Origin of the sequence: Cellulosimicrobium cellulans (genome assembly GCF_024124905.1) — a bacterium.
Classification (GTDB): Bacteria; Actinomycetota; Actinomycetes; order Actinomycetales; family Cellulomonadaceae; genus Cellulosimicrobium; species Cellulosimicrobium cellulans_G.
The window spans coordinates 141612-158488 of sequence record NZ_JAMXST010000005.1 but is presented as its reverse complement, the minus strand read 5'-3'; the positions used below and the strand labels follow the sequence as shown (position 1 = coordinate 158488).

Below are 16877 nucleotides of genomic sequence, written 5' to 3'. Positions count from 1 at the left end.
GTCGATCTCGGGCGCTCGGGCCGATCTCGCGGACGGGCCGTCGTGGTGGTGCTCGCATCGGCAGCGCTCGTCACCGGGTGCGGGCTGTTCGAGACGGACGTGTCGCCCGGGGCGACGGGGCCGCCCGGGGCGGGCTCCGCCGTCGGGCACCCCGCCGCGGACCTGACCGGGACCGTCCCCGACGTCGACCCGTCGATCCTGCCGCAGGAGTCGGTCGCTCCGATGCCCACCGCCAGGCTCGCGGACGGCCTGGTCCCGCCGACCAACCGCTGGTTCTCCGGGCTGGTCTTCGGCGACGAGCCGCTGCCGGTGTTCCCCGTGCCGCTCGCGTTCGGCGTGACCGACGGCGGGTTCGCGTTCGGCCTGCCCGACGTCGAGGTCACCGAGCAGTCGATCCTCGGCCCGTTCGTGCCGCGGGTCGGCGTGGACGTCGGGGCGGAGTCGGTCGAGGTCACCGCCTACGACACCGCGTCCGTCATGGTCGACCTGCTCGACGACGCAGGCTCCGTCCTGGGGACGGTGGCCCTCGTCGAGGGGTCGCCCGTCCTGCGGTACACCGCGGCGACGGACCAGACGGCGGCGCTCACCGTCGCGTTCGACGCGGCGGACGGGCTCGTCACGACCGAGGCGGGCGGACGCGAGTACGTGCTGGTCGGGGCGGAGGGCGCGCTGTCCGACGACGGTCGTTCGCTCGACCTCGCCGCGGGCGACTCCGTCGCGTGGTTCCCCGTGCCCGACGGCGCCCCGGACGGCGCCGTCGCGACGCTCGCCGAGGCGGCCGCGCACCCCGTCACGGGCACGACCCTCGCGTACGGCGTGGCCGACGACGCCGCCACCACGGCGATCACCTACGAGACCGGGAGTGACGAGCCCGGGCCGGGGACCGTCGTCGTGCGGCTGCCGCACCAGCGCGAGGGCGACGGCGCGGCGTGCGGCCTGGGCACCTACGCGACCGTGCTCGGGACGGTCGACGTGTGCACGGCGAGCACGCTCGCCTGGTCGAGTCCCGCCGTCGAACCCGCCGGGGCGCTCGACCTCTCCGGGCTGAGCGAGAACGAGACGACGGATCTCGCCGACCAGGTGCGGGCCGACGCCGCGGCGCTCGAGGCGGGGTCTCTCGAGGTGCCGTCGGACACGTACTTCGGGGGCAAGGCGCTCGCGCGCGACGCGAACCTGCTCGCCCTCGCCGAACAGCTCGGGCTCGACGACGTCGCGGCGCCGCTGCGCGACGACCTCTCGGCCACGCTGCGCGAGTGGGCCGAGCCCTCCGGCTGCGGGGAGCGCGACGCGCGCTGCTTCGTCTACGACCCCGAGGTGCGCAGCGTCGTCGGGCGGACGCCGTCGTTCGGGTCGGACGAGCTCAACGACCACCACTTCCACTACGGGTACTTCCTCTACGCCGCGGGCGTCGTCGCAGCCGACGACCCGGCGCTCGCCGCGGACCTCGCGCCCGTGCTCGACCTGCTCGCCGCGGACGTCGCGTCCGGCGCGGGCGACGAGGACTTCCCGGCGCTGCGCGTGTTCGACGCGTACGCCGGCCACTCGTGGGCGTCGGGGTACGCGCCCTTCGCGGACGGGAACAACCAGGAGTCCGCGTCCGAGGCGGTGTCCGCGTGGAACGGGCTCGCGCTGTGGGCGCAGGCGTCGGGGGACGCGACGCTCGAGGCGCAGGCACGCTGGCTGCTGTCCGCCGAGGCGGCCTCGGCGCGCGCGTACTGGACCGACGTCGACCGCGACGACCCTGCGCTCGACGGGTTCGGGCACACCGTGACGTCGCTCGTGTGGGGCGGCAAGCGCGACTGGGCCACGTGGTTCAGCGCCGCGCCGAGCGCGATGCTCGGCATCCTCGTGCTGCCGACGCAGCCCGTCGCCGGCTACCTCGCGGGCGACCCGGAGCGCATCCGGGCGAACCTCGACGAGGCGCTCGCGGGCACCCGCGACGACCCCGCGTCGTGGGACGTGCTGTTCGGCGACCAACTCCTGATGTACGCGGCGCTCGCCGGCCCGGACGACGCCGCGGCCGCACTGGAGGTCGCCCGCACCCTCCCGGCGGAACGCATCGACGACGGCACCACCCGCAGCTACCTCCTGGCATGGCTCCAGGTGCACGCGGCCGCGTAGCACCGCCGCCGAACCCGGGGTCGTTCCTCACCGGACCGCTCGGGTGAGGAGCAACCCCGGGTTCGGCGGGCACTACCCTGCTCCGGGGGTCTTCACACGAACTTCACGGACGGGAGAGACATGAGCGCCATCGGGTGGCGGTTGCACGGGAACGGGAAGACGGTCGCGCCGGGGGACGTCGTCGACCCGGACGAGCGGCTGACCTGGCCGCGGACCATCGGGATCGGCATGCAGCACGTCGTCGCCATGTTCGGCGCGACGTTCCTCGTGCCGCTGCTCACCGGGTTCTCGCCCGCGACGACGCTGTTCTTCTCCGCGATCGGCACCGTCGGGTTCCTGCTCATCACGCGCAACCGGCTGCCGAGCTACCTCGGGTCGAGCTTCGCGTTCATCGCCCCGATCGGTGCGGCGACGATGTCGCAGGGCCAGTCCGTCGCCGTCGGCGGCATCCTCGTCACCGGCCTCGTGCTCGCCGCGGTCGGCCTGCTCGTGCACGTCGCGGGCGCGCGATGGATCGACGTCGTCATGCCGCCGATCGTCACGGGCACGATCGTCGCGCTCATCGGCCTCAACCTCGCCCCGGCCGCGTGGGACAACTTCGAGAAGGCGCCGGTCACGGCGCTCGTCACGCTCGGGTCGATCATCCTGGTGAGCGTCTTGTTCAAGGGCATCCTCGGGCGCCTGTCGATCCTGGTCGGGGTCGTGGTCGGCTACGTCGCGGCGCTGCTCCAGGGCGAGGTCGACTTCACCGACATGCGCAAGGCTGACTGGATCGGGTTCCCCGAGTTCGTCACGCCCACGTTCGACGTCGCCGTGCTCGGCCTGTTCGTGCCCGTCGTGCTCGTGCTCATCGCAGAGAACGTCGGGCACGTGAAGTCGGTCGCGGCGATGACCGGCAAGAACCTCGACGACCTCACCGGCCGTGCCCTCTTCGCGGACGGCCTCGCGACCACGTTCGCGGGCATCGGCGGCGGGTCCGGCACGACCACGTACGCCGAGAACATCGGCGTCATGGCCGCGACGCGCGTCTACTCGACCGCGGCGTACTGGGTCGCGGCGGCGACCGCCCTGGTGCTCTCGCTCTCGCCGAAGTTCGGTGAGCTCATCGCGACCATCCCCGCCGGGGTCCTGGGCGGTGCGGCGACGATGCTCTACGGCATGATCGGCATCCTCGGCGCGCGCATCTGGGTGCAGAACAAGGTCGACTTCTCCAACCCGGTCAACCTCACGACCGCCGCCGTGCCGCTCGTCGTCGGCATCGCCAACTTCACGTGGGTCGTCGGCGACCTGACGTTCGAGGGCATCGCGCTCGGCACCGCGGCGGCGCTCGTGATCTACCACCTCATGCGGACCATCGCGCGGTGGCGCGGCACGACCCAGGAGCCCGCCAGCCCCGCGTCGGCCCCCGGCGGCGACGAGCCGATCGTCCACGACGCGGTCGAGGACGCCCGCTGACGGACCCCCGCCCGATGCCGAACCCGGGATCTCTCCCCAGCCGAAGCCTTCGCTGGGGAGCGGGCCCGGGTTCGGCGTCCTCACGTCACGCGGCACGACGGCGTCCCGACGCCAGGAGAGCGCGCCGCACCGTGGTTGCGACGCGGCCCGGCACGCGGGTGTCGGCGGAGGTGAATCGAAGCATCGCCGCGACGTCGCCGGTCACGAGGTCGTTGTGACGTTCCCGGTCGGCGAACGCGGCGCTCGGGGTGTCGTGGAACTCCGCGCCGTCGGCCTCGGCGACGACCCAGCGGCCGTCGTCGAGCAGCCAGCCCAGGTCGCCGCGCCGTTCCCGTCCGCTCGACCCGACCAAGGGGACCTGGAGCATGTCCGGCGGGACGCCGCCGTCGACGCAGTCGAGCCGCACCCAGGTCTCGAGCGGCGACTCGGACCGACGGTCCGCGAGCTCCCACCACGAGTGCGTCCGCGCGACACCCCGCCGACCACGGGCGTGGTCGTGCGCGCGGTCGAGACCTTCGGGCGTCACCAGCCCGAGGTGGAGAGCCGAGTCCATGACCGCCACGGCCCAGGGGCGGTCGAGCTCGGGCACCGCCTGGGCCAGCGCCCACTCGGGGGCGGCCACGTACCGGTCGCCGACCCGCACGACGGTCATGCCGTCGTCGAACATGCGCAGCCGGATGCCGTCCCGCGACTCGAGGGAGCGGGCACCCGGCAACGTGGCCTGGGGCACGACGCGCGCGGGCAGTCCCGCGACGCCGAGCAGCGCGAGCGCGCACGGCCCGACGGCGATCGCCTCGGGGCCGAAGGCGAGCAGCGCCGCCCAGGCAGCACGGCGGCGTCGGGAGTCGGGCGGACGCGCCTGCCAGGGTGTCGCGTCGAGGTCGTACACGCCGGCGGTGATCCGTGACCAGGACCCCGAGCGCACGAGGCGGGTCAGGACGTTCCGACCGACCCCGGCCTCGACGCACTGCCTCGTGCAGACGAGCGACTCCTGCTGGGCGGCGACGGCACGCAGGGCTTCCGGTACGGGAGAACGGGGCGGCATGGGTCGCATCCCAGCGCACCTGACGTCGTCGGAGGGGCTCGCCGGACGCCCCTGTGGAAGGGACCCCGCAACCGAGGGACTGTGGAACCCGTCGAGTCACTCCCCGCCTCGCGGGGGGCCGACCCCTGGATCGCTCCTCCCACGCGCGCGTCGGTAGGGAGAAGTCCAGGGTTCGCGCCAACCCGGGATCTCTCCCCAGGAGGCGCCGCGCGTGAGGAGCGATCCCGGGGTCGGCACCGGGGCGCCGGGTCAGAGGTGGAGGCCCAGGACCAGGCCCTCGTCGACGTCGAGGCGGGTGAAGCCGAGGTGCTCGTAGAAGCCGATCGCGGAGACGTTGTCCTCCGCGACGCCGAGGTGGACTCCCGGGGCCCCGGCGGCGCGGAGGGCGTCGAACAGGGCCGCCATCAGCCGACGGCCGTTGCCGCCGCCCTGTGCGGCGGGGAGCAGGTCGACGTGGAGGTGCGCGGGATAGTCGGGGAGCACCGAGGGGTCGGTGAGGTGCGGGCGGTGGATCTGACGGACCAGCGCCTCGTCGCGGGAGCCCTCCGGGAAGCTGCCGAGCGGGTAGCGCTCGCGCAGCGGGGGCCACCACTCCCGCTCGGACCGCGCCTCGAACGCGGCGGTGTCGCGCGCCCCCAGCACGTAGCCCGCGGCCACGCCGTCGGCCTCGACGACGAACGCGAGCGACGGCTCGAGGGCGAGGTACGCCCCGAGGTAGACCTCGCCGAGCAGCCGCGGGTCGGTGTACAGCGCGGTCGCGTCCGCGCCGGACGCGCCGGTCCGGAGGCAGATCTCGTAGAGGCGGTCGACCTCGTCGGGGTCGGTGGTCCGGGCGGGCCGGAGGGGCAGGGTGCTCATGGGTACCGTTCGGCGGTCGTGAGGCTCGGCGGGCGCCGGGCGAGGGACGTGCTCAGCCCTCCGCGGGCGGCACGGGCAGCGGCTGCGGGGTGATCTCCTCGATCGCGACGCACCCGGCGCGGCTCTCGAGCGGGACGTCGCCGGACAGGCCGACGAGCTCGGGGTCCACGACGTCCTCGAAGTCGGCACCCACGTAGAGGTCGACGGTGGCGTCCTCGCGCGCGTCGAGCACGAGGCCGGGGTTGTCGTAGTGGGCGGCGAGCGTGTACGCCTGCGCGAGGCCGGCGGCTCCGAAGTGGATCTGCGTCCGCGCCATGACGTCCGACTTCTCGTCGCCGTCCAGGTCCGGCGCGTTGCCCGTGGAGAGCACCGTGAAGCCGCGCGACGTGAGGAGGTCCTGGTTCAGGCGCCCGAGCGGGGCGTCCTTGCCGGACGCGTTGTAGACGTTGACCTGGATGTCGCCGGTCGCCACCGGGAGGGTGCCCTCGGGGAGGCAGGGGACCTCGACGTGCGCCAGGTCGTCGACCGCCTCGGGTGACGACAGCGGCCGGTCGAACGGGGCGTCGATCGCGCCCGTGTACACGGCCAGCGCACCGAGCCCGACGACGGCGAGCGCGGCGATGAGGAGCCCGAACACGACGGCCTGGCGCTCGTGCATGCGTCGGCGACGCTCGGCGCGCGCGGTGTCGGGGCGGGTGGTCACGCCAGAAACCTACCGGACCCCGCGCTCATCGCACGGTCAGGACGCGGGCGTGCAGGATGGCGCGCTGCTGGAGCGCGGCCCGCACGGCGCGGTGCAGCCCGTCCTCGAGGTAGAGGACGCCCTCGTACTCGACGACGTGGGCGAAGAGGTCGCCGAAGAACGTGGAGTCCTCGGCGAGGAGCGCGTCGAGGTCGAGCGTGCGCTTGGTGGTGACGAGCTCGTCGAGGCGCACCTGACGCGGGGGCACCTCGGCCCAGTCGCGGGCGGTCACCCGGCCGTGGTCCGGGTAGGGGCGCCCGTCGCCGACGGCCTTGAAGATCATGCGGCACATCCTAGAGGCCCGACGGCGGCCCGTGCCCAGGTCGTCGGGGTGTCGGTCACGCGGTCGTCACGATCTCCCCACGAGGAGCACCCGCGTCCTTCGCGTCAGCGGGCGTCGGGACCGCCGCCAGGGCGGACCCGGAGCGGGCGCGCGCGGCCCAGCCGGCGTCCGAGGTGGAGCTGGACGAACAGCGTCGCGATGCCGGCGACGAGCAGCCCGGCGACGTTCACGAGGAGCTGGACGCCCGCGCCGAGCGCCTCGTCCCACGCCCCGACCGCGAGGGTCAGGCCGATCGTCCCGACGGCGGGCACCGTCGTGATGGAGATGAAGACGCCGACGAGCGCGGCCGACTTGGCCGTGGTGAGCGAGAGCACACCCGCGACGCCCGCGAGGAGCGCGATGACGAAGGACCACGCGTCGGGCGACACGATGAACTCCGTCTGCGCCCCGGTCGTCGCCTGCTCGAACGTGATGAGGCCCGCCGCGTAGGCGAGGCTCCACACCGCCCAGGCGACCGCGGCGCACCCCGCGAACCCGCCGAGGAGCGTCGCCAGCGCCGACCCGGCGATCCCGCGCCGCCGTCGCACGACCGCGTAGCAGATCGCCGCGATGGGGGCGAACTCCGGCCCGACGACCATGGCCCCGATGATGAGGATGGGCTGGTCCAGCAGGCGACCGACCCCCGCGATGAGGGTCGCGAGCAGCAGGAACACGAAGAACGTGGCGGAGGGCCGGGAGTCCTCGCGCGACGCGTCCGCGAGCTGCGCCCACAGCACCCCGTCGGCGGGATGGCCGGGGGCCGCCCGCTCGGCCGCGACCGCGGCGTCCGACACGACCGTCACCGGCTCCGTGACGACGATGCTCCCGTCGGCCGGGACGCCCGCGTGCCGGAGCGTCCGCATGACGTTGTTCGCGTTCTCCCGCGCCATCTCGAACCAGAGGACGTCGCCGCGCCCCTCGAGCGCCGCGCCGGGCACGACCGCCAGGTCGCACACGGTGGGGTCGGCGTCGAGGACGGGACGCAGACGTTCGGCGAGGTCGTGCCCCGCGGTGACCCGCACAGTCAGCATGGCGCCATCGTGCCAGGCGGGCGCGGGCCGTCGGCGCGGCGCCCCGTCAAGGTTCCGGCAGAGGGCGTCAAGGTTCCGTCAGAGCCCCGTCCGGATCCCTCCGGCCGGGCGTAGAACGGCAGTGCGCCCGGGTTCCGGGTGCCGGCAGGGCGCCCGCCACGAGCGCCGGCCGACCGTCGTCGAGAAGGCGTTCCCACCATGGCCGACCTGGCCTTCCTCCTCCTCACCGTCGCGTTCTTCGCGACGGTCGCGCTCGTCGCGCGTCGTCACGGCTCCTCGGGAGGCACCCGGTGATGATCCTCGACTGGATCGCGCTCGGCGCCGTCGTCGCCGTGCTGGGCTACCTCTTCGTCGCGCTGCTCCGCAGCGACCGGGCCCGGTGAGCGCCGTGCCGACGACGGTCGACGCCGCGGTCGTGTGGGCGGCCGTCGGTCAGGTCGCGCTCCTCGTCGCGGCGCTCGCGGCGGTGCACGCGCCGCTCGGTGCGTACATGGCACGCGTGTACACCTCGTCGCGCCACCTGCGGGTGGAGCGCGCGGGCTACCGGCTGGCGCGCGTGGACCCCGACGCGGAGCAGCGGTGGAGCACCTACCTCTTCTCCGTGCTGGGCTTCTCGCTCGCCTCGGTCCTGTTCCTCTACGGGCTCGGCCGGCTCCAGGACCACCTGCCGATGAACCTCGGGTTCACGGGGCTGGACCCCGCGGGCGCGTGGAACACCGCGGTCTCGTTCGTGACGAACACGAACTGGCAGTGGTACTCCGGCGAGGCGGCCGCGGGCCACCTCCTGCAGATGGCCGGCCTCGCCGTGCAGAACTTCGTCTCGGCCGCCGTCGGGATGTCGGTCGCGATCGCGCTCGTGCGCGGGTTCGCCCGCTCGGGGACCGACGCGCGGGTCGGCAACTTCTGGACCGACCTCACCCGCTCCGTCGTGCGGATCCTCCTGCCGATCGCGTTCGTCGCCGCGGTCGTGCTCGTGGCGAACGGCGTCGTCCAGAACCTCAGCCCGCACACCGCGGTCGAGACGCTCGCCGGCGGCACGCAGCACGTCCTCGGCGGTCCGGTCGCGTCCCAGGAGGCCATCAAGGAGCTGGGGACCAACGGCGGCGGGTTCTTCAACGCGAACTCGGCGCACCCGCTGGAGAACCCGAACCCGTTCACCAACGTCTTCGAGATCTTCCTCATCCTGCTGATCCCGTTCACGCTCCCGCGCACGTTCGGCCTCATGGTGGGCGACCGCCGTCAGGGCTGGGCCGTCCTCGGCGCGATGGCCGGGCTGTTCGCCGTCGCGCTCGCGCTGACCACCTGGGCGGAGCTCGCCGGGCCGGGTGCCGCCCCGCACGCCGCGGGCGCCGCGCTCGAGGGCAAGGAGACCCGGTTCGGCCTCGCCGCGAGCGCCCTCTTCGCGACCGCGACGACCGGCACGTCGACGGGCGCGGTCAACGCGATGCACGACTCGCTCACCGCACCGGGGGGCGGCGTCGTCCTCTTCAACATGCTCCTCGGCGAGATCGCCCCCGGCGGCGTGGGCGCGGGGCTGTACGGGATGCTCGTGCTCGCCGTCGTCGCGGTGTTCGTCGCGGGCCTCATGGTGGGTCGCACGCCCGAGTACCTGGGCAAGAAGATCGGCCGCCAGGAGATCACGCTCGTCGCGCTCTACGTCCTGACGACCCCGGCGGTCGTGCTCGTCGGCACGGCGCTCTCCGTGGTCCTGCCCGACGGCCTCGCCGGTCAGCAGGAGGGCGGCCCGCACGGGCTCACCGAGGTGCTGTACGCCTTCGCGTCGGCCGGGAACAACAACGGCTCCGCGTTCGCCGGGCTGTCGGCCGGGACGCCGTACTACAACACGCTCCTCGGGCTCGCGATGCTCGTCGGCCGGTTCGTCCCCATCGCGCTCGTCCTCGCCCTCGCGGGGCGCCTCGCCTCGCAGCGCTCGGTGCCGCCGTCGGCCGGCACGCTGCCGACCCACCAGCCGCTGTTCGTCGGCCTGCTCGGCACGGTCGCGCTGGTGGTCGTCGGCCTCACCTTCGTCCCCGTCCTGTCCCTCGGTCCTGTCGTGGAGTCCCTGTCATGAGCACCCCGCTCGCTTCCGTCCCTCAGCTGCCCGGCACCCCGGCGTCCCCCGCGGGGGCGCCCGACGACGGCGCGCACCACGACGACCACCGCGGCGGGCGTCGCGCGCCGCGGGCGCTGTCCCTCGCGCAGGTGGGCGCGGCGCTGCCGGCCGCGGTGCGCAAGCTCGACCCGCGCGTGCTGTACCGGTCGCCGGTCCTGTTCGTCGTGGAGATCGGTGCCGTCGCGACGACGGTCCTCGCGGCGCTGGACCCGGACCTGTTCTCGGTCCTCGTCGCGGCGTGGCTGTGGGCGACGGTCCTGTTCGCGACCCTCGCCGAGTCGGTCGCGGAGTCGCGCGGCAAGGCGCAGGCGTCGAGCCTGCGCGCGACGCAGCGCAGCACCACGGCGCGCCGTGTGGACGCGCCGACCGACACGCTCACCGCGGGGTCCAGCCTGCACCTGCTGCCGACGGTCGACGTGCCGTCGTCCAGCCTGCGGGTGGGTGACGTCGTCGTGGTCGTCGCGGGGGAGACGATCCCGGGCGACGGCGACGTGATCGAGGGCGTCGCGTCGGTCGACGAGTCGGCCATCACGGGGGAGTCCGCGCCGGTGATCCGCGAGTCGGGCGGGGACCGCTCGGCGGTCACGGGCGGGACGGTCGTGCTGTCCGACCGCATCGTCGTGCGGATCACGGCACCGGCCGGCCAGACGTTCGTCGACCGGATGATCGCGCTCGTCGAGGGCAGCGAGCGCCAGCGCACCCCGAACGAGATCGCGCTCAACGTGCTGCTCACCTCGCTGACGATCGTGTTCGTGCTCGCCGTCGCGACGCTCCAGCCGTTCGCGGTGTACTCGGGGGCACGGCAGTCGCTCGTGGTGCTGGTCGCGCTCCTCGTGTGCCTCATCCCGACGACGATCGGTGCGCTGCTGTCCGCGATCGGCATCGCGGGCATGGACCGCCTGGTCCGGCGCAACGTGCTCGCGATGTCGGGCCGCGCGGTCGAGGCGGCGGGCGACGTCGACGTGCTGCTGCTCGACAAGACCGGCACGATCACGCACGGCAACCGGTTCGCGACCGAGGTGCTGCCGGTGGGCCACGTGAGCGCGGCGGAGCTCGCCGACGCGGCGCGCCTGGCCTCGCTGTCCGACGAGACCCCGGAGGGGCGCAGCATCGTCGACCTTGTGACGTCGATGGACGGGCGTCCCGCGGCGGACCTGGTCCGGGAGACCGCGGGCGCGGAGTTCATCCCGTTCACGGCCCAGACCCGGATGTCGGGCGTGGACCTGCACTCGCCCGACGGCGGCGTGCGGCGCGTGCGCAAGGGCGCCGGCTCGGCGGTGCAGCGGTGGGTGCACTCGACGGGCGGGAGCGTGACGGGTCCGGAGACGGACGAGCTCGCGGCCCACGTGGAGACGGTGAGCGGGCAGGGCGGGACGCCGCTCGTGGTGGCCGAGCAGGTGGCGGACGGTCCGGCGCGCGTGCTCGGCGTCGTCCGGCTCAAGGACGTCGTCAAGGACGGGCTGCGCGAGCGATTCGACCAGCTCCGCGCGATGGGCATCCGGAGCGTCATGGTGACGGGCGACAACGCGATCACGGCGCGGGCCATCGCCGCCGAGGCGGGCGTGGACGACGTCCTCGCCGAGGCGACGCCGGAGGACAAGCTCGCCCTCATCCGGCGCGAGCAGGAGGGCGGTCGCCTCGTCGCGATGGCCGGCGACGGCACGAACGACGCGCCCGCGCTGGCCCAGTCCGACGTCGGCGTCGCGATGAACACGGGGACGACCGCCGCCAAGGAGGCGGGCAACATGGTCGACCTCGACTCGAACCCGACGAAGCTCCTGGAGATCGTCGAGATCGGCAAGCAGCTCCTCATCACGCGCGGCGCGCTCACCACGTTCTCCGTCGCGAACGACGTCGCGAAGTACTTCGCGATCCTGCCCGCGATGTTCCTGGGCGTGTTCCCCGCGCTCGAGGTGCTCAACGTCATGCGCCTGTCCAGCCCGCAGTCCGCGATCCTCTCCGCGGTGATCTTCAACGCCCTGATCATCGTGGTCCTCGTCCCGCTCGCGCTGCGCGGGGTGCGTTACCGCCCGGCGTCCGCGTCGGCGCTGCTCCGGCGCAACCTGCTGATCTACGGGCTCGGCGGCCTCGTGGCGCCGTTCGTCGGGATCAAGCTCGTCGACCTCCTCGTCTCCCTCCTCCCGGGCTTCTGATCCCGGTGCCGAAAGGAACTCCCGTGCCCAGCTCCTCGCAGGTCCCGTCCGGAGGCCGCCCGTCGACCGCCGGCGGCGCCGTCTCCTTCGTCCGGCAGTCGTGGGCGGGGCTGCGCGTCCTGCTCCTCATGACGCTCCTGCTCGGCGGGCTCTACCCGCTCGCGGTGACGGGCGTCGGCCAGGCCGCCTTCGGGTGGCAGGCCGACGGCTCGCTCGTCCGCGCCGACGGCACCCGGGCCTCGTCGGTCGACGACGCCGGGGCGGGCGGCGCCCCGGTCGTCGGGTCCGTGCTCGTCGGCCAGGCGTTCGGCGAGCCGGGGACCGCGCCCGAGTGGTTCCACGGCCGCCCGTCGGCGGCCGGGGAGGGCTACGACACCCTCGCGTCCGCGGGGTCGAACCTGGGGCCGAACAACCCCGAGCTCGTCGCCGCGATCGAGGCGCGCCGGGCGGCCGTCGCCGCGGAGGACGGCGTCGACCCGGCGACGGTCCCGCCGGACGCCCTGACGGCGTCGGCCTCGGGCCTCGACCCGCACGTGTCGCCCGCGTACGCGTACCAGCAGGTCGACCGCGTCGCGGCCGCGCGCGGGCTCGACCCGGCGGCGGTGCGCGCGCTCGTCGACGACGCCGCAGCCGGGCGCGTGGCCGGCGTGCTGGGCGACCCGCGCGTGAACGTGCTCGCGCTCAACCTCGCGCTCGAGGACCTGGCGCCGGCCGGGACCGACGGCTCGGACGCGCCCTGACGTGCGACGTGATGGACTGCGCACATGAGTGCCGACACGCCTGACGGGCGGCGCCGGGGGAGGCTGACGGTCTACCTCGGCGCCGCGCCGGGCGTCGGCAAGACGTTCGCGATGCTCGACGAGGCGCACCGTCGCCGGTCCCGCGGGACCGACGTCGTGGTGGGCCTCGTCGAGACGCACGGGCGCCCCGCCACGGCGGCGAAGATCGGCGACCTCGAGGTGGTCCCGCGCCGCGCCGTCGGGCACCGGGGCGTCGAGCTCACCGAGCTCGACGTCGACGCCGTCGTCGCACGCGACCCGGACGTCGCGCTCGTCGACGAGCTCGCCCACACGAACGCGCCGGGCTCGCGCCACGCCAAGCGGTGGCAGGACGTGCACGACCTGCTGGCGGCCGGGATCGACGTCGTGACGACGGTGAACGTGCAGCACCTGGAGTCGCTCACGGAGGACGTCGAGGCGATCACGGGGGTGCGGCAGCGCGAGACCGTCCCCGACCACGTGGTGCGCGAGGCCGACCAGATCCAGCTCGTCGACCTCTCGCCCCAGGCGCTGCGGCGGCGGCTCGCGCACGGGAACGTGTACCGGGCCGAGCAGATCGACGCGTCGCTGTCCTCGTACTTCCGCGAGGGCAACCTCACGGCGCTGCGCGAGCTCGCGCTCCTGTGGCTCGCGGACCGCGTCGACGACGCCCTCACGCGGTACCGCGCCGACCACGCGATCTCCGGGACGTGGCCGGCGCGCGAGCGCGTCGTCGTGGCCGTGACCGGCGGGCCCGAGAGCGCGACGCTGCTGCGTCGCGGCGCCCGCATCGCCGAGCGGGCGGCGGGGTCCGAGCTCCTCGCCGTGCACGTGCTCGCGACCGACGGCCTGCCCACGGCCTCGCCCGCGGCGATCGCCGCCGACCGCGCCCTCGTCGAGTCCCTCGGCGGGACGTTCCACACCGTCGTGGGGGAGGACGTCGCGTCGGCCGTCGTCGACTTCGCGCACGGCGCGAACGCGACGATGGTGGTCGTCGGCGTCTCGCGGCGCTCGCGGTGGCGCGAGGCGTTCCTCGGGTCCACGAGCGCGGAGATCGCCCGGCTCTCGGGCTCGCTCGACGTGCACCTCGTGACGCACGAGCGGGCCCGGTCGGGACGGGTCGCGCGGCGCGGCTGGAGCCCGTTGTCCGCCCGGCGGCGCGTCGCGGGGTTCGTGCTCGCCGTCGCCGGCCCGGCGGGACTCACGGCCCTGCTCGACGCCGCTCGGGGAGCGGTCGGGCTGTCGACGCAGGTCATGCTCTTCCTGGCGCTGTCGGTCGGCGTCGCGCTCGTCGGCGGCATGTGGCCCGCGCTGGCCTGCGCCGTCGTCTCGTTCCTGTGCCTCAACTGGTTCTTCACGCCGCCCACGGGGCTGCTCACCGTGGCCGACCCGGAGAACCTGCTCGCCCTGCTCGTGTTCGTGCTCGTCGCGGCCGCGGTCGCGTCGGTCGTCGACCTCTCGGCCCGGCGCACGGTGCAGGCCTACCGGGCGCGGGCGGAGGCGTCGACCCTCGCCGCGCTGTCCCGCTCGGTCCTGTCCGGGGAGGACACGGCCGAGGCCGTCGTCGGTCGGCTGGCCCAGACCTTCCAGCTCCGGCGGGTCGCGATCGAGGAGCGGTCGCGCGCGGACGGGCGCGGGCGCGAGTGGTCGACCATCGCGGTCGCGGACCGCGCCGCCGACACCGGGGGGCCGGCCGGGAGCGGGTCCCGACGACGCCCCGGGGGCGATGACGAGACCCGGACCGTGGTGAGCGTCGACGACGACCTCCGGCTCGTGCTCGACGGCCGTCCGCTGCCCGCGGGCGACCGCCAGGTGCTCGAGGCGTTCGGCGCGCAGGCGGGCATCGTGCTGGAGTACCGCCGGCTGCGCGAGGAGGCGGCTCGAGCCGCCGTCCTGGCCGAGGCGGACGCGACCCGCACGGCGCTGCTCGCCGCCGTCTCGCACGACCTGCGCACCCCGCTCGCCGCGATCCGCGCCGCGGTCGACGGGCTGCGCTCGCCCGAGGCGGTCCTGGAGCCGCAGGACCGGACGGCGCTCGTCGAGACCGCGGCGTCCGAGACCGGGCGGCTCGAACAGCTCATCGACAACCTGCTCGACCTCTCGCGCCTGCAGACGGGCTCCGTCGCCCCGGTCCTGCGCGACGTCTCGCTCGAGGAGATCGTGCCGGTCGCGGTCGAGCCGCACGGCCCGCGCGTCGTGCTCGACGTGCCCGAGGACCTGCCGCTGGTGCGCACCGACCCCGGCCTGCTCGAGCGCGTCGTCGCGAACGTCGTCGCCAACGCGGTGCGGTTCGCGCCCCCGGGCGAGCCCGTCCGCGTCCGGGCGTCCGCCTCGGGCGGGATCGTCGAGGTGCGGGTCGTCGACCTCGGGCCCGGGGTGCCCGACGAGGCCAAGGAACGGATGTTCGAGTCCTTCCAGCGGCTCGGTGACGCTGCCGGCCACGGCGTCGGGCTCGGGCTCGCCGTCGCGCGCGGGTTCTCCCGCGCCGTCGGGGCGACCCTCGTCCCCGAGGACACCCCGGGCGGAGGCCTCACCATGGTCCTGACCGTCCCCGTCGCGCCGCGCGACGCGGCACGCCCCGAGCGGGAGGAGAGCGCGTGAGCGACGACCCGGCGACCCACCACGTCCTCGTCGTCGACGACGACCCCGGCCTGCTGCGCGCCATCGCCATCACGCTGCGCACGCACGGCTGGCGGGTGAGCACCGCCACGTCGGGCGGGGCGGGCATCGACCTCGTCGCGACGGACACGCCCGACGTCATCCTCCTCGACCTCGGTCTGCCCGACCTCAGCGGCTTCGACGTCATCCGCGCGGTGCGCGCGTGGAGCACCGTGCCGATCGTCGTGCTCTCCGCCCGCCACCTCGGCGACGACAAGGTCGACGCGCTCGACGCCGGCGCCGACGACTACGTCACCAAGCCGTTCGCGATGCCCGAGCTCATGGCGCGGCTGCGGGCCGCCGTGCGGCGGTCGGCGGGCACCGCCCGGGACGGGTCCGCCGTCGTCGAGGCGGGCGACCTGCACATCGACCTCGCCCGCCGCCGCCTCCTGCGCGGCGGCGTCGAGGTGCGGCTGAGCCCCACCGAGTGGGCCCTGCTCGAGATCCTCGTCGCGCAGCGCGGGCGGGTCGTCGAGCGCGAGCACCTCCTGCGCGAGGTGTGGGGGCCGACCGCGACGCGCGACACCCACTACCTGCGGGTCTACCTCGCGCAGCTCCGCCGCAAGATCGAGGACGACCCGGCGGCCCCGCGCCACCTCATCACGAGCCCCGGCATCGGCTACCGGTTCGAGGAATGACCCGCCGCGTCGTCGACGAGGCGCGCCAGCTCGCGCACGACGGCGCCCGGCAGCGCGGGCGGGAACAGCAGCGCCCGCTGCAGCTCGCCCGCGCGCCAGCCGTCGCACGCGAGCGCGGCGAGCACGAGCGACGACGGCGCGCCCTCCTCGCGCCACGCGCGCAGCACGAGCGCGTGCACCTCGTGCTGCCCCTCCGGGACGTCGTCGCGCGCGACGCCGCCGAGCGCGTACAGGCGCAGGAGCGCCGCGGCCTTGCGCGAGTCGTCCAGCGCCGCGACGGACGCGGCCACCGCCGCGCGCGACGGGTCGAGGCGCAGCGGGGACAGGTCGTCGAACCCGGACTGCAGCACCTCGAGCGCGACGTCGTCGACCAGCGTCTCCGCGTCGCCGAACATCGCCAGCAGCGTGGACTCGCTGCGGTCGCAGCGGCGCGCGACCGCGGCGAGCGTGAGGTTCTCGACGCCCTCCTCGAGCGCGACCCGCAGGACGGCGTCCACGAGCGGGCGCTCGTCGTCGCGGAACGGGTCCTCGTCGAGGTCCACGTCGCGGAAGACGACGGCGCTCGCGGGCGGACGCACGTCCGCGTACCGGGAGAGGTCGCCGAGCAGGTCCTCCCACTCGGCCTCGGTGAGCGCGTACGCGTCCTGGTAGAGGCCGAGCCACGTCCCCTCGAGCGCGAGCGCCGCGACCCACGTGCGCGGGTCGGGGACGCCGGAGCCGCCGTCCGGCGCCGGGCTCGGCTCCTGGGTGGGGATCGCGGCGACCCACTCGTGCAGGGTGGCCCTGGCCGAGCGCGTCGCGTCGCTCTGGTCGGGCGTGGACATGACCGTCACCTCCGTGGTCGGGCACAGTGGACCGAGCCTATCCGGAGGCCCCCACGGCGACGCGAGGTAGAGCCCTGGTCCGCCGAGGTAGAGCCTGGGTTAGCCGAGGTAGAGGCGTGGTCAGGGGCACGGGTCGACCAGACCTCTACCTCGCGCTAC

General features: G+C 74.7%; 14 protein-coding genes. 8 read left to right on the top strand and 6 right to left on the bottom strand.

What is annotated here, in order from left to right; all coding sequences use genetic code 11:
- Positions 1-42: 42 nt before the first annotated feature.
- Positions 43-2121, top strand: a complete 2079-nt coding sequence (locus NHH00_RS15890) for a glycosyl hydrolase (RefSeq protein WP_253054025.1) — start codon at positions 43-45, stop codon at positions 2119-2121.
- Between the two features lie 120 nt (positions 2122-2241).
- Positions 2242-3576, top strand: coding sequence for a uracil-xanthine permease family protein (locus tag NHH00_RS15885; RefSeq protein WP_253054023.1), 1335 nt, complete (start codon positions 2242-2244; stop codon positions 3574-3576).
- An 85-nt stretch (positions 3577-3661) separates the two neighbouring features.
- On the opposite strand, the gene NHH00_RS15880 is transcribed toward NHH00_RS15885, so the two are convergent.
- The 5 genes from NHH00_RS15880 to NHH00_RS15860 all read right to left on the bottom strand — a co-directional run bounded on the left by NHH00_RS15880 (position 3662) and on the right by NHH00_RS15860 (position 7574).
- Entirely contained in the window at positions 3662-4621 is a 960-nt protein-coding gene (locus tag NHH00_RS15880; protein ID WP_253054021.1) for a type IV toxin-antitoxin system AbiEi family antitoxin domain-containing protein, read from the bottom strand.
- Positions 4622-4870: 249 nt separating this feature from the next.
- Positions 4871-5479, bottom strand: coding sequence for a GNAT family N-acetyltransferase (locus NHH00_RS15875; protein ID WP_253054019.1), 609 nt, complete (start codon positions 5477-5479; stop codon positions 4871-4873).
- A 52-nt stretch (positions 5480-5531) separates the two neighbouring features.
- Positions 5532-6182, bottom strand: coding sequence for a LytR C-terminal domain-containing protein (locus tag NHH00_RS15870; protein ID WP_253054017.1), 651 nt, complete (start codon positions 6180-6182; stop codon positions 5532-5534).
- A 25-nt stretch (positions 6183-6207) separates the two neighbouring features.
- A complete protein-coding gene (locus tag NHH00_RS15865; protein ID WP_024841670.1) occupies positions 6208-6504 on the bottom strand; it encodes a type II toxin-antitoxin system VapB family antitoxin in 297 nt (98 codons plus the stop codon).
- 104 nt (positions 6505-6608) lie between these two features.
- Complete coding sequence (locus tag NHH00_RS15860) at positions 6609-7574, bottom strand: DUF389 domain-containing protein (RefSeq protein WP_253054015.1); 966 nt, start codon at positions 7572-7574, stop codon at positions 6609-6611.
- 293 nt (positions 7575-7867) lie between these two features.
- On the opposite strand from NHH00_RS15860, the gene NHH00_RS15855 reads away from it, so the two are divergent.
- Genes NHH00_RS15855 through NHH00_RS15830 form a run of 6 tightly spaced genes read left to right on the top strand, consistent with a single transcriptional unit; the run spans position 7868 to position 15894 of the window.
- Positions 7868-7957, top strand: coding sequence for a potassium-transporting ATPase subunit F (locus tag NHH00_RS15855; protein WP_253054013.1), 90 nt, complete (start codon positions 7868-7870; stop codon positions 7955-7957).
- A 5-nt stretch (positions 7958-7962) separates the two neighbouring features.
- Positions 7963-9645 (top strand): potassium-transporting ATPase subunit KdpA, encoded by a 1683-nt coding sequence (gene kdpA, locus NHH00_RS15850; RefSeq protein WP_253054914.1) that lies wholly within the window; start codon positions 7963-7965, stop codon positions 9643-9645.
- Entirely contained in the window at positions 9642-11840 is a 2199-nt protein-coding gene (kdpB, locus tag NHH00_RS15845) for a potassium-transporting ATPase subunit KdpB (protein WP_253054011.1), read from the top strand. The genes kdpA and kdpB overlap by 4 nt, the downstream gene beginning before the upstream one ends.
- A 23-nt stretch (positions 11841-11863) precedes the next feature.
- Positions 11864-12580, top strand: a complete 717-nt coding sequence (gene kdpC, locus NHH00_RS15840) for a potassium-transporting ATPase subunit KdpC (protein WP_374615121.1) — start codon at positions 11864-11866, stop codon at positions 12578-12580.
- Positions 12581-12604: 24 nt separating this feature from the next.
- Positions 12605-15199 (top strand): DUF4118 domain-containing protein, encoded by a 2595-nt coding sequence (locus tag NHH00_RS15835; protein WP_253054009.1) that lies wholly within the window; start codon positions 12605-12607, stop codon positions 15197-15199.
- The gene (locus tag NHH00_RS15830; RefSeq protein ID WP_253054007.1) at positions 15196-15894 is read left to right on the top strand and encodes a response regulator; all 699 of its coding nucleotides are present in this window, start codon (positions 15196-15198) and stop codon (positions 15892-15894) included. Before NHH00_RS15835 ends, NHH00_RS15830 begins: the two co-directional genes overlap by 4 nt.
- Here the strand turns inward: NHH00_RS15830 and NHH00_RS15825 are convergent.
- Positions 15876-16718, bottom strand: coding sequence for a hypothetical protein (locus NHH00_RS15825; protein WP_253054005.1), 843 nt, complete (start codon positions 16716-16718; stop codon positions 15876-15878). The genes NHH00_RS15830 and NHH00_RS15825 overlap by 19 nt on opposite strands.
- Positions 16719-16877 lie beyond the last annotated feature (159 nt).